The 20,114-nt window shown below is 38.5% G+C and carries 18 protein-coding genes; 11 read left to right on the top strand and 7 right to left on the bottom strand.

The window, feature by feature from the left end; translation table 11 throughout:
- Nucleotides 1-136: 136 nt before the first annotated feature.
- The 5 genes from FHT21_RS21945 (at nt 137) to FHT21_RS21925 (ending at nt 7,943) form a co-directional block, all read left to right on the top strand.
- Nucleotides 137-625 carry a cytidine deaminase gene (locus FHT21_RS21945; protein ID WP_167296873.1) on the top strand — a complete coding sequence of 163 codons (489 nt, stop codon included), beginning with the start codon at nt 137-139 and terminating at the stop codon, nt 623-625.
- A gap of 202 nt (nt 626-827) precedes the next feature.
- On the top strand, nt 828-2,513 hold the full coding sequence (locus FHT21_RS21940; RefSeq protein WP_208399014.1) for a PNGase F N-terminal domain-containing protein: 1,686 nt from the start codon (nt 828-830) through the stop codon (nt 2,511-2,513).
- 422 nt (nt 2,514-2,935) lie between these two features.
- A complete protein-coding gene (locus tag FHT21_RS21935; protein WP_167296872.1) occupies nt 2,936-5,848 on the top strand; it encodes a DNA gyrase/topoisomerase IV subunit A in 2,913 nt (970 codons plus the stop codon).
- A gap of 355 nt (nt 5,849-6,203) precedes the next feature.
- A complete protein-coding gene (gene pnuC / locus FHT21_RS21930; protein WP_167296871.1) occupies nt 6,204-6,824 on the top strand; it encodes a nicotinamide riboside transporter PnuC in 621 nt (206 codons plus the stop codon).
- Nucleotides 6,825-6,854: 30 nt separating this feature from the next.
- On the top strand, nt 6,855-7,943 hold the full coding sequence (locus FHT21_RS21925; RefSeq protein WP_167296870.1) for an acyl-CoA dehydrogenase: 1,089 nt from the start codon (nt 6,855-6,857) through the stop codon (nt 7,941-7,943).
- Here FHT21_RS21925 and msrA read toward each other — a convergent pair whose 3' ends face one another.
- The 7 genes from msrA to FHT21_RS21890 form a co-directional block, all read right to left on the bottom strand.
- The gene (gene msrA, locus FHT21_RS21920) at nt 7,944-8,486 is read right to left on the bottom strand and encodes a peptide-methionine (S)-S-oxide reductase MsrA (protein WP_167296869.1); all 543 of its coding nucleotides are present in this window, start codon (nt 8,484-8,486) and stop codon (nt 7,944-7,946) included.
- 360 nt (nt 8,487-8,846) lie between these two features.
- Nucleotides 8,847-9,896 (bottom strand): hypothetical protein, encoded by a 1,050-nt coding sequence (locus FHT21_RS21915; protein ID WP_167296868.1) that lies wholly within the window; start codon nt 9,894-9,896, stop codon nt 8,847-8,849.
- 97 nt (nt 9,897-9,993) lie between these two features.
- Nucleotides 9,994-10,875: a class I SAM-dependent methyltransferase gene (locus FHT21_RS21910; RefSeq protein WP_167296867.1), complete on the bottom strand. Its 882-nt coding sequence runs from the start codon at nt 10,873-10,875 to the stop codon at nt 9,994-9,996.
- A gap of 3 nt (nt 10,876-10,878) precedes the next feature.
- Nucleotides 10,879-11,262, bottom strand: a complete 384-nt coding sequence (locus FHT21_RS21905) for a type II toxin-antitoxin system VapC family toxin (RefSeq protein ID WP_167296866.1) — start codon at nt 11,260-11,262, stop codon at nt 10,879-10,881.
- Nucleotides 11,262-11,507, bottom strand: coding sequence for a DUF2281 domain-containing protein (locus FHT21_RS21900; protein ID WP_167296865.1), 246 nt, complete (start codon nt 11,505-11,507; stop codon nt 11,262-11,264). Before FHT21_RS21900 ends, FHT21_RS21905 begins: the two co-directional genes overlap by 1 nt.
- Nucleotides 11,508-11,528: 21 nt before the next feature.
- Entirely contained in the window at nt 11,529-12,281 is a 753-nt protein-coding gene (locus FHT21_RS21895; RefSeq protein ID WP_086547603.1) for an ATP-binding cassette domain-containing protein, read from the bottom strand.
- Entirely contained in the window at nt 12,281-13,015 is a 735-nt protein-coding gene (locus FHT21_RS21890; RefSeq protein WP_167296864.1) for an ABC transporter permease, read from the bottom strand. The genes FHT21_RS21895 and FHT21_RS21890 overlap by 1 nt, the downstream gene beginning before the upstream one ends.
- A gap of 146 nt (nt 13,016-13,161) precedes the next feature.
- On the opposite strand from FHT21_RS21890, the gene FHT21_RS21885 reads away from it, so the two are divergent.
- The 6 genes from FHT21_RS21885 (at nt 13,162) to FHT21_RS21860 (ending at nt 20,098) form a co-directional block, all read left to right on the top strand.
- Nucleotides 13,162-13,851 (top strand): SDR family oxidoreductase, encoded by a 690-nt coding sequence (locus tag FHT21_RS21885; RefSeq protein ID WP_167296863.1) that lies wholly within the window; start codon nt 13,162-13,164, stop codon nt 13,849-13,851.
- Between the two features lie 19 nt (nt 13,852-13,870).
- Nucleotides 13,871-14,566, top strand: a complete 696-nt coding sequence (locus tag FHT21_RS21880; protein WP_167296862.1) for a PspC domain-containing protein — start codon at nt 13,871-13,873, stop codon at nt 14,564-14,566.
- 5 nt (nt 14,567-14,571) lie between these two features.
- Nucleotides 14,572-15,555, top strand: coding sequence for a DUF5668 domain-containing protein (locus FHT21_RS21875; RefSeq protein WP_167296861.1), 984 nt, complete (start codon nt 14,572-14,574; stop codon nt 15,553-15,555).
- Between the two features lie 102 nt (nt 15,556-15,657).
- Complete coding sequence (locus FHT21_RS21870) at nt 15,658-16,272, top strand: RDD family protein (protein ID WP_167296860.1); 615 nt, start codon at nt 15,658-15,660, stop codon at nt 16,270-16,272.
- A 370-nt stretch (nt 16,273-16,642) separates the two neighbouring features.
- Nucleotides 16,643-18,622: a (E)-4-hydroxy-3-methylbut-2-enyl-diphosphate synthase gene (gene ispG, locus FHT21_RS21865; protein WP_167296859.1), complete on the top strand. Its 1,980-nt coding sequence runs from the start codon at nt 16,643-16,645 to the stop codon at nt 18,620-18,622.
- 201 nt (nt 18,623-18,823) lie between these two features.
- Nucleotides 18,824-20,098 (top strand): mechanosensitive ion channel domain-containing protein, encoded by a 1,275-nt coding sequence (locus tag FHT21_RS21860; RefSeq protein ID WP_167296858.1) that lies wholly within the window; start codon nt 18,824-18,826, stop codon nt 20,096-20,098.
- Nucleotides 20,099-20,114 lie beyond the last annotated feature (16 nt).

The raw sequence follows: 20,114 nt of genomic DNA, 5'->3' as shown, positions 1-20,114 counted from the left end.
AGTGTGTTTGGTGTTTGATAAATGCATGCCATTAAAATTAATTTTACGGCGATTTTTACTAAATAATACAAAAAATAACTTAAATTGTTCGCCCGCTATAAAAATTTAATATTGGCGGTTTAATAATCGGTTACAAATGAATTCAATAAATCTAAATATAACTTTTGAACAATACGAAAGTATTATAGAATTAACATCAGCAGATAGAACGCTTTGTGAACTTGCAAAGCAGGCTTTAAATACGTCTTATTCCCCATATTCCAAGTTTAGAGTAGGTACGGCAATCCGTTTGGCCTCTGGCGAAACCATATTGGGCAGTAACCAAGAAAATTTAGCCTATCCATCAGGACTTTGTGCAGAGCGTGTTGCACTTTTTACCATTGGTGCTACCTACCCAAATGCAGTTATAGAAAGTATGGCCATAACTGCCCAGACTGATAATTTTGAGATTTTAAAACCTATTACCTCCTGTGGGGGCTGTTTACAGGTAATGGCAGAGTTTGAACGTAAACAAAATACACCAATTGAAGTGATTTTTTATTGCCTAAACGGAGAAGTGTTAAAAGTACCAAGTGTGAAAAGTTTACTGCCCTTTGCCTTCGTAGAAGATAGGTTGGAGCGGTAACGAAGTAGCACCTCTCGACGGGTCGTCATTGCGAGAAGGCTTTTTCAGCTGACGAAGCAATCTTAATGCGGTCGCTATAACCCATAGTTGTAAGATTGCTTCGTTGTTCCTCCTCGCAAAGACGACTTTTCTATTAGAATGTAATTATTCCTTCCAACTCCGGACCTCTGACTTTTATACTTATATTTGGTTTTTTAACCATATGAAGCATATCTGCATCCTTATTTTTTCGATTTTTCTTTCTTTTAAACTGCAAGCTCAAGCCGTACTTAAAAGTAATGCGGTTTATAAAATAATTTATTTCCGATCTTCAGATGGAAAACCAAAAGAAGACCAGAATGCTATAGTGGTATTGGCTTCGGCAAGTCAAAATTTAATCAGCAATGCTAGCATCCTCGATAATAAGGCGAAATATCCTTACGAACAAAGCATTGTTGCTAAGCCTGCACAAATTTTATTTCAGGTTGCCGATTTAGGTGCAAATAAGCAGATTGCAACTGCTGATAGTGTTGCAGTTGGTAAGCAAACTTTTGAGTTGAGCAACGAAACCAAAGTGATTTTGGGTTACACCTGTAAAAAAGCCACAACAGTTGTTAATTCCAATAGAATAGACCTATGGTATACTAACGATGCCGGTATAAAAGCCGCGCCAACCAGTTTAGGACAGAATCTTGGATTGGTGTTGGAGCAGGTGCGTAATGGCAGTAGCTTTGTAACTGCTACAAAAATTGAAGAAGTTAAAAATTCGAAACCAATCGATCTGCAAAAAATAAGTGCTAAACTAACTGATGGATTAACTTATAAAGATTTACTCTGGAAAAGCAGATTTACCACACTTAGTGTTTTTAATAACGAAACGATTAATTTTATTGATAAACCACAATCGAACGATTCTGTATTCCGTTTTGCGGGAGGGACAGTGATTGCCAGGAAAGTTAAATTTCCCGAGTTTCAGTCTAACCCCAATGTTTTTGTCGATTTAACCGAACAATCCAACGGCGATGCATACGATAGAACAGGATCGGTATTTATTATTCCGACTGATAAACAGATCAGTTTAATGGATGCACTTAAAAACTCTGTTAAAAACCTACCGGTTTACGATAATGGCAATGGAAAGCAATACCAAGGTGTTGTAGCCACAGCAAATTATAACCCCGTTATAGAGTTGATGCGTTTTTTTACCCCTTTCGGCGTTGGTAAATACAATACTTTAAAATTGAAGGATAAAAATTGGGCAGAAAAAGTTTACTATAGACAGGATATTTCGGAATTGTTTCCGCTGGTAAATGGCAAAGAGGTTTGGATAGCTGTTTTTGTTGGAAACTATGATAAGGGCGGACATAAAGTTTCTTTAAATATTACTCTGCACAACGGTGGAAGACAAAAGGAAGCCAAAGAAGTGATTTTGCCCTTATTTAATTCGACTAATGTAATGGAAATGGCTGGACAAGAGTATGCCACCATGTTTAGCAGTGATAAAGGTTTGGAAGTTTCTTTTACCTTAGCAAAAGACCTAAAAGATGCGAAACTGCGTTACATTACAACAGGTCACGGCGGCTGGGGAAATGGCGATGAGTTTGTGCCACGGAAAAATACCATCTGGCTGGACGAAAAAGAAGCATTCGCTTTTACACCATGGCGACAGGATTGCGGTTCGTACCGATTATCGAACCCTGCCTCTGGAAATTTCGAAACTGGTCTTTCTTCATCTGATTTAAGCCGTTCTAACTGGTGTCCAGGTACAGTTACCAATCCTGAATGGATTAGTTTAGGAGATTTAAAGGCAGGTACGCACACTATAAAAGTAACCATCCCAATGGGTAAACCAGAAGGCTCCAGCTCTAGTGCATGGAATGTTTCGGGCGTGCTGTTGGGGGTAGAATAGTGCAATATTTTTTCGGGGGATGAGTATCCTCCTGCAACCCTAAATAGCAGCACAAAACTATTTTTCTAAACCGGATTGAAGGGGAGATCCTTTTTTGCCGCCTGAGCGTAGGGTTGAGTGTAAAAAAGATCGTACCGGAAAGCCGGAGGAAACATTAATCAAACCTACGGAACCCTGCTTTCCAAATCAACACAAACAAATTTAGATTTGGGCAGGTGAAACACCAGCCGATAGGATGAGAAATCATTTTATAATATGCAGGCATTAAGATTCCCGCCTGCGCGGGAATGACGGCAAGAGCTAAGCAAAACACACCTTGCCCTTGTTTTTTAATAAATTTCCCATCTCGAAATGTGAATAACCTCTCTTTATTCTATGCAATCATTTTTATTATATTTACAGCTGCCAATTTTTGTAGATAAATGAGTGAAGAATTAGATCAAAACGTAAACGAAGAGCACAAACATACCATAACCCCAATCAACGGTTTATACGAAAACTGGTTTCTCGATTATGCGTCTTATGTAATTCTCGATAGGGCAGTTCCGCACATTAACGATGGATTAAAGCCTGTTCAACGGCGCATTATGCACTCGCTTAAGGAGATGGATGATGGGCGTTTTAATAAGGCAGCCAACGTAATCGGTAACACCATGAAGTATCACCCGCATGGTGACGCCTCTATTGGTGATGCGATGGTGCAGATTGGACAAAAAGATTTATTGATTGATATGCAGGGTAACTGGGGCGATCCGGTTACTGGCGATAGCGCTGCGGCACCCCGTTATATTGAGGCACGTTTATCCAAATTTGCCAACGAGGTGGTATTTAATCCTGATACTACCGAATGGCAGCTAAGTTATGATGGACGTAACAACGAACCGATAACTTTACCTGTAAAATTCCCTTTGTTATTGGCGCAGGGGGCTGAAGGTATTGCTGTAGGTTTAGCTACCAAGGTAATGCCGCACAATTTTATCGAATTATTAGATGCATCGATAGAAGCATTGAAAGGCGTGCGCCCCAATATATTGCCCGATTTTTTTACGGGCGGTATGGCCGATTTCTCGAATTATAATGAAGGACAGCGTGGAGGTAAAATCCGTGTGCGGGCGAAAATTACCGAGAAGGATAAAAAAACTTTGGTGATTAGCGAAGTCCCGTTCAGTACCACAACAGGTTCTGTTATCGATAGCATTTTATCGGCCAATGATAAAGGTAAAATCAAGATTAAAAAGATTGAGGATAATACCGCGGCCAATGTAGAAATTGTAGTGCACCTTGCACCAGGGATTTCGCCCGATGTTACCATTGATGCGCTTTATGCCTTTACGGCCTGCGAAGTATCGATCTCACCAAACACCTGTATCATCCAGGGAGATAAACCGCACTTTTTAAGTGTGAACGATATCCTGATCGAAAATACAAAACACACCAAGGGTTTACTCAAAAAAGAGCTCGAAATCCGCCTGCACGAATTGCAGGAGAAGATTTTCTTTAGTTCGTTACTTAAAATATTTATTCAGGAAGGGATGTACAAAAATCCTGAATATGAAAACTCATCCAATTTTGAAACCGTAGTTGAGGTATTACACATTTTATTCGATCCGTTTAAACCATCGCTTTACCGCGAAATATTACCTGAAGATTTTAAGAAGCTGATTGATAAGCCAATGAGTAGCATCACCCGTTTTGATGTGAAAAAGGCTGATGAGCAGATGAAAAACCTGGAAGATGAGATTAAAGTAGTTAAAAACCACTTAAAACACCTTACCGATTATGCCATTGCCTGGTACCAGAAACTAAAAGATAAATACGGAAAAGGAAGGGAACGTAAAACCGAAATCCGTTTGTTCGATCGGGTAGAGGCATCGAAAGTAGCATTGGCGAACGTGAAACTGTATATGAACCGTGAAGATGGATTTATCGGATCGGGTTTACGTAAAGATGAATTCGTAGCAGACTGTTCGGATATAGACGAAGTAATTGTTTTCCGTGAAGATGGTAAATGTATCATCACCAAGGTGGCCGATAAAACCTTTGTAGGCAAAGGCATTATTCACGCCCAGGTATTTAAGAAAAACGACGAGCGTACCATTTACAACATGATTTATAAAGATGGTGCAAGTGGTACTTCGTATATTAAAAGGTTTGCCGTAGTTGGGGTAACACGCGATAAGGAATACGATTTAACCAAGGGATCGAAAGGCTCAAAGGTTTTATATTTTACCGCGAACCCTAACGGTGAGGCTGAGGTCGTAAATGTTGCGCTGAAACCGCATTCTAAATTGCGCAAGCTTCAGTTCGATCAGGATTTTGCAGAAGTGGCTATTAAAGGGCGCGGATCGCAGGGGAATATCATTTCGAAATATCCAATTAAGAAAATTATTTTGAAGAGCAAGGGCGTTTCTACCTTATCGGGGCTTAAAATCTGGTACGATGATTTATTAAAGCGCTTAAATGTTGATGGCCGTGGAAAATACCTGGGTGAATTTGATGGCGACGATCGTATTTTACAGGTACACAAAGATGGATATTACGAATTAAGTTCTTTCGAACTCAGCAATCACTTTGATGATGGATTAATCTTGATTCAGAAGTTTGATCCGGAGCTGATTTTTGCTGCAGTCCATTTTGAAGGCAAAGCACAAAACTATTTTATCAAACGTTTTGCATTCGAACTGCAAGCCAACGGAAGGAAAACTATTTTCATTAGCGAAGAGCAGAAATCGAGATTGTTGCACCTTACTTCAAATCCGGCAGCAAAAGTTATTGTTGATGTTTTAAAGGGTAAAACCCAAATTCCGGAAACACTGGATTTAACCTTGGCAGAACTGATTGATGTTAAAGGACTAAAAGCAAATGGCAATAGACTGTCGCCGCACGATGTTCAAAAAGTAGTATTAGAAGAGCCTGAAATAGAAATTGAAGAGGTTGAGGTAGCAGCAATTGACGAGAGAGAAGATGGTGAAGAAACACTAGATGAAGCGGTTACAAACGAAGAGATGATTGCGAATGAGGAAACAGTAACAGACGCAGAAGTGCCGGAAGAGGCAGTAGACAAACCTGTTGTAACGCAGCCAAAACCAAAATTCGAACGGGCAGAAGCTCCTGTGGTTAAGGCTGATGAACCCGAGGTAAAGGAAAAACCTGCTGCGGTAGAAAAGCCTGTGGTAGAAAAAGCAAAGCCAGAAGCCGAGCCGGTTAAAAAAGAAGAAGTTAAAGCCGAAGATAAACCCCAAGCAGAAGAAAAACCTGCCAAAAAGATAGATTTTGAAATCACCAATCCTGATGATATCGATATTGATGATAAGGGGCAGCTGGGCTTGTTTTAAATAGACCTGAGAGTTGTCAACTTTAATGGCCTGGTGGCAAGAAAGTTGACAACTCTCCACATTTCAATCAAAACATTTCATTTTTAAACCTATATTTGCCTTGCTCAAAGGGGTGCTTGTTGATGCTGCAATTTCTGTTGCCATCAATTTGCTGAGATTATACCCATTTTGAGGTGAAAGGTAGATAGGTAGAAGGCAGAGGGTTTCCCCTCGACCTTACAACCCTCCAGCCCTCAACCTTAAATGAACCTGATGCGGGTAATGCCGCCGTAGGAAGAGGTTAAAATTTACAAAACTGTTTCGCCCCGAAAACGGTGTCTAATTATTTTTACTGGTCGCAGGCAAATTATTGTAAATGAATTTTCAAGATTGGTTTAAGCTTTTTCAGGAGCAGATTATACACACCTCATTAATCGAATGGTTGGCTGTTGGTTTTGGAGTATCTGAAGTTTTATTGGCGAAGAAGAATAGTATCTGGCTTTATCCAACGGGAATAATTTCTGTTTTATTGTGGATGTTTTTATTGCTAGGTGTTAAATTATATGCTGAGGTGCTTTTAAATATTTATTATCTGGTGATGAGCATTTACGGATGGATAATCTGGAAAAAAAGGAAGTTGGATGGAGAAAACCAGGTTTCATGGTCGAGCAATAAAGAATTAATCATTGCTGTTTTAATTGCTGTGATCGGATTTGGAGCGCTTTATCTTGTATTAAGGCATTATACTGATTCGGATGTGCCCTTATTCGATGCATTTGTTTCTTCTACCGCCTGGGCAGGCATGTGGCTGTTAGCCAGACGCAAAATAGAAAACTGGATATTCCTGAACATTTCGAATATTGTTGCCATTCCATTGCTGTTTCATAAAAAGCTTCCACTTATGGCCTGTTTAACTACATTTTTGTTTATAGTTGCCATATTTGGATTTTTAGACTGGAAGAAGATCATTAACAAAAGCAGGCTCAAACTGGCTTAACTACTTTCGTACGCAAAGCAAAAAATAATTATGCAAGAAACATTAACCATCACCTGGCAGGAGAAAGTAAAAGCTTATGCAGCACTTTCTGAAAAAATGGGTAAACTTCACCCCGAAATTTTAGAACTGGCCTATCAGGAGAACTGGTTTAAGCTTTTTGTACCCGAAATTTATGGTGGGCCAAACAAAAAACTTCCTGAAATTTTAAGATTGGAAGAAGAACTGGCAGAAGCCGACGGAAGTTTAGGTTGGACCATAACCCTTTGCGCCGGCGCAGGCTGGTTTGCCGGGTTTTTAAATCCTGGATTGGCAGCAGAGATTTTTGCCGACCGTGAGGTTTGTTTTGCAGGGAGTGGTGCTGTTGGTGGGGTAGCCATTAAAACCAAGGGAGGCTATCTGCTCAATGGAAAATGGAGTTATGCCAGTGGTGCATTACATGCTACTATATTTACAGCTAACTGCACACTTAAAAACGAAAATGGCGATGATATTTTGGATGAAAATGGAGCGCCTGAAATTAAATCGTTCATCCTTAAAAAAGAAGAAGTAAATATTTTGCCCGGTTGGTCTTACTTTGGTTTAATAGCTACAGGGAGCCATGCTTTTGAAGTTTGCGATTTAAGCGTTGACGAAAATAGGACCTTTAAAATTAATCAACAAATTGAAGTAGCAGATGCTGGCTTTGATTACCCTTTTTTACAGCTCGCAGAAACCACGTTAACCGTAAATAGTTTAGGAATGACCAATCATTTCATTAAACTGGTAGAACAATCTTTTTATTCGCGTTCCGGATTGGGCAGGTATAGCGAGGCGCAAATTTTGTTTTTTAATAGCGAACTTAACCGTTGTAAAGCAGAAGTACTGGGCCTTCGTACAAAATTCTATGATGCGTTTGACGAGTCTTGGGATCAGTTAATGGGTAATGGGGAAATTGCTGATGAGAAATTAAGCGAGGTGAGTTTAATCAGTCGTAAATTGGCCCATACCTGTTGGAAATCGGCAGCTACTTTATTTCCATACTGTGGCTTAGAAGCCGCAAAAAAAGAATCAGAAATTAATAGGGTTTGGAGAGATATTCATACGGCTAGTCAGCATGCCCTGCTTACCTTCGAAATTTAATTATTCCAAAAGCTCTGGTTTAATTTTATCTTTAAAATCAGTAGCAAACTTATTCAACTTTGGTTGTATCACAAAAGCGCAATAGGGTTTTCCCTGATTGTTATTAAAATAGTTCTGATGATAGTCTTCAGCCTCATAAAATTCGGCTATAGGAGAAACTTCTGTCGCAATTGGCTTGTTGAAAATATGTTGTTGGGTTAAATCTTCGATTATTTCCTCTGTTAGTTTTTTTTGCTCTTCATTTTCGTAAAAAACCACCGAGCGGTATTGTGTACCAACATCATTCCCCTGCCTGTTTAAGGTTGTTGGATTATGGGTTTTAAAGAATACCAATAGAAGCTCACTGAACGAGATAATGCTTTCATCGAATGTGATTTGAATTACTTCTGCATGCCCGGTATCGCCATTACAAATTTCCATATAGGTAGGGTGCTTTAAATCTCCTCCCATATAGCCCGCTGTAACCTGGCTTACTCCATTTAACGTCTGAAAAACGGCTTCAGTGCACCAAAAGCAGCCTCCGCCAAATGTTGCTGTTTGCATATCCTACATTATATATTTATTCCAATTTTTAAATAAATCAAAAAAAGACATTTTTTTGATATTAAACATTGATTGGATAGCGATTATTCCTATAAGTTTTAAGTAGGCGCTTTTTAGACAGTAATTTAGGGTTAAATGTGTTGAAAAATAGATATTCTGTTGGCCCAGAAACAAAAAAAGAGGTTGCATCATAAGTCATTTTTAGCCTTAGGATGCCAGATTAAACTTGAAGACTATCTTTTGCTTAAATAAAAAGCGGCAATTTTCGATTTGAAAATTGCCGCTTTATTGCTTTTAATTCTTTATAGAGATGTAGCTACATTAACCTGTTTGTTTAACTCATGATACATCCTCTTTAAATTATTGATATTGAACATATATCGGTTTTGGTGTAAGCTTTAACAGCTCTTCAGGAGTCATTAACCGTTTAGGATCTTTCTTCAGGTCATTTTTGTAAAACAGCTTGAAGCCTGTAAACTGTACAGGCTCTGCCTGAATGAAATGGCGATAGGTTCCTTTTTTCAGTTCAGGTTCGCCCCATCCATCCATATGCACCACCACCTGCACCTCAGGACGTAATTTAATGTTAGCTGAATTAGTTACCATCTTCTTTGTAAAACGGTGTAATACAAATACTTTTGGAGGTAAATTGTATTTTTTAACAATGTCTGCTAAATATCCGGTTACATAATTAACATCTGCAGCATCGTAGGTGCCAATTTTTTTGCCTGGTAATGTTCCGTCTTTCATTGAAAATTCTGGATCAATACCTAAATGAACGTATGGCAATTCCAGGTATTTTGCGATATGAGGTAATTCTGCTTTTATAGTACTTAAAGCTACCTGAAGATCTAAAAATACTATCGTGTTAGGTTGCATTTTGGCAATTTTCAGAACAGAGTCGATCTGTTTATTGCCCATCCTGTTGATGTATTTTCCATCTTTCCCAGGTGTTCCACTTGCTACTGCGGCAATATAATGTAATCCTGGTTGTACCGGGGTAGAAGGATCGGCCTTTTCCCAATGTTTAACTTCAGCATTTAAGCGTTGCCACATTTCTTTAGGCGCATATTCACCAAGTGCACCCATTTTTTTCGAATGCAGGTTTCCATAATAAACAACTATACGTTTAAAAGGTAAAATAGCTCCAGCCAAAGGATATGGTTGCTTTTTTACTGGCCATTTCCCGGTAGTATCTCCGTTTGCCAATTTTTTTACCAAAGAATCATAAAGCTTTGGATCAACCGGTTTCATTACGTTTACCGTTGAGTCCGTTTTCTTTTTAGTCGAATCAGAAGAAAAGATTTTACCGATACCGCCACTACTCTTGCCATCTGAGTTACAGTTGGCAAATAAGCTGATTGCGGCAAAACCAAGTATTAGTGTGCCTGCTAATTGAGGGAATTTCATAAATATATTATAGATAATTAAAGTTAAACAGTTTTCCGAATCTGTTTTGATGAAAGTAGGGTGGAAATCTGGTAGTTTAAAATAAAGTAATCAACATTTACACATTGCAGAATTTGCCAAATACACCCAATGGTAATTTGACGCCTGATGTAGCCTGTAGAAACAGTTCTCCAGTCTCAAGGTTTTGTACTGATGGGAATGATGTACGGATTAAATTTTCAACAATTACCGAAGAAAAACCAAGTGAGTAGGTGTTTAGGATAAGAAAATGTTCTTTTTCATCCAGCAGCTGTACAACATCCTGCATCATTTCCTGGATATGGTCTTCCAGTTTCCATTTTTCGCCATTAGGGCCATGGCCATAAGCTGGTGGATCTAGAATAATACCGTTGTATTTTTTGCCTCTTTTTAATTCTTTCTTTACAAACTTTAGCGCATCCTCAACCATCCAACGGGTATCTTTCAATCCCGAAAGCTCCTGATTTTCATTTGCCCAGGTTACTACCTGCTTAATCGAATCTACGTGGGTAGTTTCTGCGCCTGCCGCATTTGCAATTAGCGATGCCGCACCAGTGTAAGCGAAAAGATTTAAAACCTTAGGTTGCGGTGTTTTAAATTTTTTAATCGATGACGAGATAAAATCCCAATTTACGGCCTGTTCTGGGAATACGCCAACATGTTTAAAAGAAGTTAAACCTAAACGGAGTTTAATGGCTACTTCATTATTTTCATATGCTACATACCAACGGTCTGGAATGGATAGATTTTTCTTTACCCATTCGCCAGAAGTAGCTGAACGCCCCCTAAAAGTGATGTTGGCTGTTTTTTTCCAATCCTGTTCTGAGTATGTTTTTTTCCATACCGCCTGCGGCTCAGGACGGATCAGTATGACATTTCCAAAACGTTCTAATTTTTCAAAATCCCCGCAATCGATCAGTTCATAATCTTTCCAGTGGGTGGGGGCAAGTAATTGTATCATGTGTTAAAATAACTTTAAATTTGGATAGCTTTTGATATATTGATCATCTGTTATCAGCATTAAATCATTAGCTATTGCTTGTGAAATAATAAGCCTATCAAAAGGGTCTTTATGTATTAATGGTAATTTAGAATAAGTGATAAAATCGTATTTAGAAGGTTGAAGAATTTTTACCTGATACTTATCGAGCAATTGATAAATTGAGTTTATATCATCTTTTAACTTCAGCTTTCCAATATTTAGCTTTATTGTAATTTCCCAAATGCTAACAATACTTATATGTTTTTCGGTATCAGGATTGTTTATGACCTCTATAATCTTTTTTGAAATGGCATTATCTCCATTAATAAAAAATAGAAATATGTGTGTGTCTAATAAAAAACGCATTACATATAATCCTTTAGCTCGTCTAATGGCTCGTTAAAATCATCAGAAATATAAAGAATTGTTCCTTTGGCAGCGCCATAAAGGCCTTTTGGTTCTTCAACAATATTTTTTTCTTCGCTTTTTGACTTTGGAAAAGTCTTTGAATGTTTAGCTTTTAAAAAATCAATAAAATCTTCTACCTCGTTTACCATGCTTTCTGGTAAGGTTTCCAACTTGTGAATGATATTTTTTGTAGCCGTAGTCATATTGCAAATATAAGAATTTTCTTAAAACTTATCTTTTGCAGCTTTCATGAAGCGGCTGGCAAACACAAAGTCGTTCAGCTCTTTAATGTCGGTATGTGCGATTTCTTTATTGCTGCCTTCCCAGAATTTTTTTCCTTCGTGTAAGAATAAAATATAATCACCAATCCCCATTACCGAGTTCATATCGTGCGTTACCACAATGGTGGTGGTTTTGTATTCTTCGGTAATTTCCTGAATCAACTCATCAATTACGATCGAAGTTTTCGGATCTAATCCCGAGTTCGGCTCATCACAGAACAGATACTTCGGGTTCATGGAAATAGCACGTGCAATACCTACACGTTTTTTCATTCCGCCCGATAATTCTGCCGGAAACAATTTGTTCTTACCTGCAAGGTTTACCCGCTCTAAACAAAAATCAACCCTTTCTAGTTTTTCTTTTCTGCTTTGATCAGTAAACATGTTTAAGGGGAACATGATGTTTTCTTCAACGGTCATACTATCAAACAAGGCAGAGCCTTGAAATAACATACCGATTTCTTTACGCACTTCAATCCGTTGTTCGTAGGTCATTGGTGTAAAATCACGACCATCGTACAACACTGAACCTGAATCTGGCTGGTGTAAACCCACCATACATTTTAACAAAGTTGTCTTTCCTGATCCCGAGCCACCGATAATTAAATTGGTTACACCTTCTTCAAACTTTCCAGAAATGCCTTGTAATACATCATTGCCGGAGAACGATTTATAAATATCTTTAATTTCGATCATTACAATAACAATTGGGTCACGATATAATCGCAAGCTAAAATAGAAATACAGCTAATTACAACAGCCCTTGTACTGGCCTGCGAAACTTCTAAAGCACCACCACGCACATAAAAACCTTCGTACGCCGGAACTGAAGTAATAATAAAACCAAACACAAATGCTTTTACCAAAGCTACGGTTATGGTATAAGGGTTAAAATCGGTTGTGATGCCCTGAATATATTCGGCAGGTGTAACAGCACCTGAAATAGAACCGCCAATATATCCACCGGTAATACTTAAAAACATAGAAATGATAACCAGCATAGGTACCATGGTTATGCCTGAAATAATTTTAGGGAGGATGAGGTAGCCTGGGGCATTTATACCCATAATTTCTAAAGCGTCAATCTGTTCGGTAACACGCATCGAACCAATTTCCGATGAAATGGCCGACCCGATTTTTCCTGCCAAAACAATTGCACTAATAGTTGGACTTAACTCTAATATACTCGAATCGCGGTTTACAGAACCGATAATTGTTTTTGGAATAAAATCACTAACCAGCTGGAAAGCAATTTGTAAAGTCATTACTGCACCGATAAAAGTAGAGATAATAGCAATTAAACCTAAAGAGCCTACACCAACATAATCCATTTGTTTGGCTATTTCTTTCAGGTATATTTTCAGTTTTTCCGGCCTTCTGAATACAGACTTGAGTAGCAGGATGTATCTGCCGAAATTGGTAAAATTCATTCCGTATATATTTGCTTAATTTAAATGATCATTTATAATACTACAAAGAAACGATAAAAAAGTTGGAGCGCTTAGCTAATTGCAAAAATATTCGTGGTTTTGAATATAAATATGGTTTTTTGTTAACAAAAATTAAACCATAAATAATGAAAGCTGTAATAACCGGTGCAACTAAAGGAATTGGTAGAGCTATTGCCTTTAAATTTGCCCAAAATGGGTGCGATTTAGTTTTGATAGCAAGAGGTTTAGACGAACTCGAAAGGCTTCGACAAGAATTAGCCCCCTATGGGAATGTTGTTTTTATCCAGGCAGCAGATTGTTCGGTTAAAGAAGAGGTGTACGCTTTTTTAAATTCGACAGCTATAAATCTTGATCAAATAGATGTTTTGGTAAATAATGTGGGGATTTTTTTGCCTGGCAGTATGCTCGATGAGGATGACGAAACTTTCGAAAAACAACAGCATTTAAATACGAATGCCGGTTATTATATCAGTAAGTTTATTGGAAAAAAAATGCGCTCAGCAAAGCGAGGCCATATATTCAATATCTGTTCAGTGGCCAGTAAAGCACCTGTAAAAGATGGTGGTAGTTATAGTGTAACAAAAGCAGCGATGTTAAGTCTAAATCATGTATTGCGGCAAGAGTTAGCACCTCACAATGTTAAAGTAACAGCATTTTTGCCAGGTTCTACTAAAACTTCATCTTGGGAAGGCACAACAATTCCAGATGAAAAATTTGTGCAGCCTGAAGATATTGCAGAAACTTTGTTTACCATCTTAAACTTAAGTAAAGGGGTAAATGTAGATGAGGTTTTAATTACTCCGCTTGATTTTTAAACACAAAATGAACAACGTTATGGAAAAGAAGCTTTTTAGAAACGAACACGATAAGATGATTGCCGGTGTAGCTTCGGGACTTGCAGATTACATGCAAGTTGAGGTTACCATAATCAGATTATTGTTTGCATTATCGGCTATATTTATGGCTGGAGGTGGCTTAGTTGCCTATATTGTAATGTGGATTATTGTTCCGGTGAACAACGATCCGACAGCAAGATTTTCTAAATTTAACGATTACTTTGGTAATAAAAATCCAAATACACAACCGTTTGGAACTGCCGATCCTTTTGCAGGACCTGCTAATCAGGGAAATCAGAATTGGACACAACCTGTAGACGGCACACAGAAAACACCTTTCGAAACACAGCCTGATTTCAGTAAATTCAATAAATCTAATGATACCGGCCGCACCATAGGCGGGTTGGTATTGCTGGTAATAGGATGTTTTTTCCTGATGCGCGAAATGGATTTTATACCTGATTGGTTTAGTATCCGCAATTTATTCAGGTACATGTGGCCATTAATATTTATTGCTTTAGGTATAAGCATTATAGCCAAATCAAAAAGAAAAAACGACTGGGCTGCTTTTCAGCACCAGCAGGAGGCTGAACAACAAAAAACAGCTGATTTTTCTGAAGCTATTGTAGAAAATGAACCGACAGCACCTGTTAATAAAGACGATAATTCAACATCCGCTAACCCTCAAGTATAAATAAAATGAAATTAGATAGATTAATTTGGGGTATTATCCTGCTTTTTATCGGCGGTGTACTTCTACTCGAAAACTTTGGCGTAATCAATTTTTATTGGCGCAACGTTTGGAGCTTTTGGCCAGTATTCTTAATCATAGCAGGTTTAAATATCCTGTTTAATAAAAACAATTCGCAAACAGGCAGTATTATTTCTATTGGTGTTTTAGTAGTTGCCCTTTGTTTCCTTTTTTATAAAGGCCAGCAGGTTCCCGAACATGGCAATTGGTGGGGGCGTCAATTTAAAAAAGATGTCGACATTAATATCGAACACAACAATGATGATAACGACGAAGATGATAAGGATAACGACACATCATATAATCACTTAAGGTTATCTGAACCATTTGTAGCTGCAGATAATACGAAAAAAACGATATTAAATATTTCTGGAGGTGGCATTTCATTTAATCTTGATGGTGAAACATCGGAATTGATCAATGCCGACGTAAAGAAAAGACATGGTAACTTCTCTTTAAAGAAATTGCTTACCGATAGTGCTACGGTACTTACTTTCCAAATGGACGATAAAAAGAGCAAATGGAATTTTGGTGATGGTGGTAACGATGTTAACTTTAAATTGAACAAAGAGGCCAACTGGGATATTTTAATGAAACTCGGCGCTGGTGAAGCAAACTTTGATTTTGCCAATTACAAAGTACGTACTTTCCGCTTTGATGGTGGAGCAGCAGCTTTGGATATTAAATTGGGAGATTTATTGCCAATAACTGATGTAATTGTGAAATCTGGTGTGGCAGATGTTAAAATTAAGGTGCCTACCAATTCAGGCTGCCGAATTAAAACCAAAACAGGTTTATCAGCTAAAGATTTCGATGGTTTTGAAAAATTGAGCGATGGTGTTTACGAAACTTCAAATTATAAAACCTCAACCAAAAAAATCTTTATCAATTTAGATGGCGGATTGAGTAACTTTGAGGTGAGCAGATACTAGGAGACGGAAGGTTTTAAGGTGAAAGGCCGAAGGCTTTATCCGATCTAACTTTTATACAGCACAGATCCTGTAATCCTTAAAACCAAACAATCCTGATTTTAAATGAGTCCTGATAAAGAATACGTAGTTGTAGTTAACGGTAAGCCACAAGGGCCTTATAGCTTAACCGAACTTAAAGATTTAGACATCAAACCCAATACATTTATCCGTAAACCTGGGATGGATGATTATAGAGAAGCTCACGCAATTCCCGAATTGCGTGAGCTTTTGGGTTTTAGTTATCAAAAAACAGCTCCACAATATTTTGCCGCCTTCGACCAAAGATTGCTGGCATCGGTGATTGATCATTTTATTATTTTTGGGATATATAGCATTGTTATTTTAACAAGCTATATTTTTATCCAAGGAAAAGATCAGCGGATTATGGCTTTTCTAATTCCATTCCCATCCATATTTATTATTAAACTAATTTATGGCAGTATTGCAGAGGCATCGGCCAGTCAAGCCACTATAGGTAAAAAACTCCTTAACATTAAAGTAACCGATTTAGAAGGCAGCCGGGTTTCTTTTGGTATTTCTTTAATCCGCAATTTATCTAAAATCTTATCTGTAATTCCTGTTTTCTTTGGTTACCTGTACAGCTTCCTCAATAAGAAAAACCAATGCTGGCACGATATTGCTGCCAATACTTTGGTGATAAAGGATCGTTTGATATAAGTTAGAAAAGCAAAGTCAATACAACTATTTTAGTTACCCGAGCTGTTCGCTATATCTCCGATGAAACCTGTGAAACAAGCAAGCATACCACAAATAATAAATAACAATGCTTAAATCGGAGGATGCCGCTTCCATCCCGTTTATGAAACTTGGGCTGGTGCAATGATGCCAAACCCACCCACCGTTAAAAATAAACCCGATTGAAGCGAACACGAAGTGCAACGGAGTAAAGCGTAAAGCGGGACTGCATTTCCCAGGTACTGCTGCCCTTCCGTTTCCAAAAAAAATCAAATTATTCCTTTATAATCAACCGATTTAATTACAACATTACAACATCAAAAATTCCAACAATCCTTATCTTTGCCGGTAGATGGAAAATATATTGGCAAAACATGATCTGGCTGGCGGATATTGCAACAGTTTAACCGCTTATTCTAGGTATTTAACCCGAGAAGTTAACATAGGTGATATTGCTTTAGGTGGGCACAATCCGATCCGGATTCAATCGATGACAACCACCGATACCATGGATACTTTGGGTACTGTAGCGCAGACGATCCGCATGGTAGAATCTGGCTGCGAATATGTTCGTATCACTGCACCAAGCATTAAAGAAGCCGAAAATCTGGCCAATATTAAAAAAGAACTACGTTTCCGAGGTTATCATGTGCCATTAATTGCCGATATCCATTTTACACCTAATGCTGCAGAAATGGCTGCGCGTATTGTAGAAAAAGTAAGGGTTAACCCTGGCAATTATGCAGATAAAAAGAAATTCGAGAATATAGAATATACACAGGATGCTTACAATGCAGAGTTAAGCCGGATTTACAAAAAGTTTATCCCTCTAGTTAAAATCTGTAAAGAGTACGGCACGGCCATGCGCATTGGTACAAACCACGGATCGCTTTCCGACCGGATTATGAGCCATTATGGCGATACTCCCCGCGGAATGGTTGAATCGGCAATGGAGTTTATCCGCATGTGCGAAGACCAGAATTATTATAACCTGGTGATCTCGATGAAAGCCAGCAATACCCAGGTAATGGTTCAAGCCTATCGCTTGTTGGTAGAAACTATGGCTAAAGAGGGGATGAATTATCCTTTGCATTTAGGCGTTACCGAAGCCGGTGATGGTGAGGACGGACGCATTAAATCAGCCGTTGGTATTGGAACTTTATTAGAAGATGGACTTGGTGATACCATCCGTGTTTCGTTAACCGAAGATCCCGAATTTGAAGCACCTGTAGCTAAAGCCCTGGCAGATCGTTATGCTTTAAGAAGTCCGAAGTCCGAAGTCGGAAGTCAAGAGTCGATTAATCTACGGTCCACGACCCATGCCCTCCGCTCAACATATAGTCCTTACGAGTACAGCCGCCGTATCACCACACCTGTACAACATATCGGGGGGCATCACCACCCAGTAGTAATGATCGATGTTTCTAAAGAAAATTTAAAAGATCCTTACTTTTTAAGTTCAGTTGGTTACCATTACAGTGCAGGTTTAGATAAATATAATTTGGCCGATCAGGCTTGCGATTTAGCCTTCTTGGGTGATAATTTACCATCGTTCTCTTTCCCTGGAAATTTAAAACAGGTTTACAACTACCAAACGTGGCTAAAACTTAACGATAAAAACAACTGTCACCCTTTATATACGCTTGCAGAATATGGTTCGGCGGATATTAAAGACGATTTTTTGAATTTCGTACAGATTGATTCAAAACAATTTAGCAATGCAACAATTGCACAATTGGATAATACGGTTGTTCTAATCCTCGAAACCGCTGCAACACACGGAATGGCCGAACAAAGAGCCTTTTTTGTTGCTCTACAGGAGGAAAACATCCAGATTCCTGTCATTATAAAAAGAACTTACCAGGATGTTGATGCCGATCATTTAATGCTTTATGCTGCAACCGATATTGGCGCTTTATTTACCGATGGCTTTGGAGATGGTGTGTGGATTGATGCACAAGGTCAAAACCTTTCGTTGATTAATGCTGCCAGTTTTGGGATTTTACAGGCTACACGTACGCGTATTAGTAAAACAGAATATATTTCTTGCCCAAGTTGTGGAAGAACACTTTTCGATTTACAAGAAACCACTCAATTAATCCGTTCACGTACCGACCATTTAAAAGGGATAAAAATCGGTATCATGGGCTGTATAGTTAACGGTCCAGGCGAAATGGCCGATGCCGATTACGGTTATGTAGGCACCGGGCCTGATAAAATTACTTTATACCGCGGTAAAGAAGTAGTAAAGAAAAACGTAACTACCGCTTATGCCTTAGACGAACTGATCGATATCATTAAAGACGACGGCAACTGGGTAGAAAAGGTTTAAAATGCGTGCAGTAGGTTTGTGTCCTCTCATCCCTGGTCTGTGTCCTCACAGATCGGTATAAATGTTTTAATCAACTTATTTTTACTTTCGGTCTGTGATGACACAGACCAAGGAGTTAGGCTAATGGTTTGTGTCTCACAAACCATTTTGCTTTATTTAGCGACATTTAATTTTCTGATCAATAAATCCTAAATTGCCTTAATGAACATCCCGGAGTTTCAATCCCTGTTTAACGAACTCAGAAACTGGCTTGCTGGCAAAGGTCTTGCTGGTGGCGAGCTCGTTTATGCTTACTTTTTTATCGGGCTGCTTGGTGTTATTTTATTTCTGTTCATCACCATATTTTTAACGCGACAGCTTTTTATCGGTGTGGTAAAAAGTGCAAAGACAAAATCCGACTGGCAGAAAGCGCTGTTCGAATTCCGTGTTTTCAGGGCATTTGCATTAATATTTGGGGCTTATATTATTTACAATGCTGTTCCTTACCTTTTTATCGATTTTAAAAACGGGTTATTTTATGCCTTAATTTTTGCTAAAATCTACATGGTTTTAGCAGTGATGTTTGCCATAAATGCATTTCTGAATGCTGTGGTATCCATCATGGAATCATCAAAGAAATATGCCGATAAACCCATTAGAAGTTATAAACAGGTAGCTAAAATTGTATTTTATATTGTTGGTTTTGTGCTCATCCTGTCGATTATTCTTGGCGAATCGCCGCTGTATGTTTTCGGTGGTTTTGGCGCAGTTACCGCTGTGTTTATTCTGGTTTTTAGAGATCCGATTTTAGGTTTTGTAGCTTCTGTACAAATGAGTGCAATTGATCTGGTTAGGGTAGGAGATTGGATTACCGTAGAGAAATATGGTGCCGATGGTGAAGTAACTGAAATAAATTTAACTACTATTAAAGTGCGAAACTGGGATAAAACCGTAACCATTGTGCCAAGTTATGCCATTGTGAGCGAATCGTTTAAAAACTGGCGCGCTATGGAAGAAAGTGAGGGCAGGAGGATTAAACGACATATTAATATCAAGATTTCGAGTATTAAATTCTGTGATGAAGAGCTGATTGGAAGACTACAGAGTATCGATTTTTTGAAAGATTACCTCAAAGAAACACAACAATTTATAGAACGCTATAATGCCGAAAATACGGTGAATCCCAATAATCTGGTTAACGGCCGCCACATGACCAACATCGGAACTTTTAGGGTTTATGCGGAAAAATACCTTGAAAGCAATCCACACATTAACAAGGAACTCACCTTTATGGTGCGCCAGTTACAGGCTACAGAAAACGGATTGCCGATTGAGATTTATGTATTCTCGAAAGAAAAAGGATTAAAGCGTTTCGAAGAAGTGGCCGCTGATATTTTTGATCATTTGTTAGCTGCGGTACCTTATTTTGATCTGGAGATTTTCCAAAGTCCTAGCGGCAGCGATATGCGCAATTTTGTGAGGAGAGGGGATGATTAATATTGAAAAAATTAGA

It is taken from the genome of Pedobacter sp. SG908 (genome assembly GCF_011759615.1).
In the GTDB taxonomy this organism is placed as follows: Bacteria; Bacteroidota; Bacteroidia; order Sphingobacteriales; family Sphingobacteriaceae; genus Pedobacter; species Pedobacter riviphilus.
This window is presented reverse-complemented; position numbering and strand designations above follow the sequence as displayed.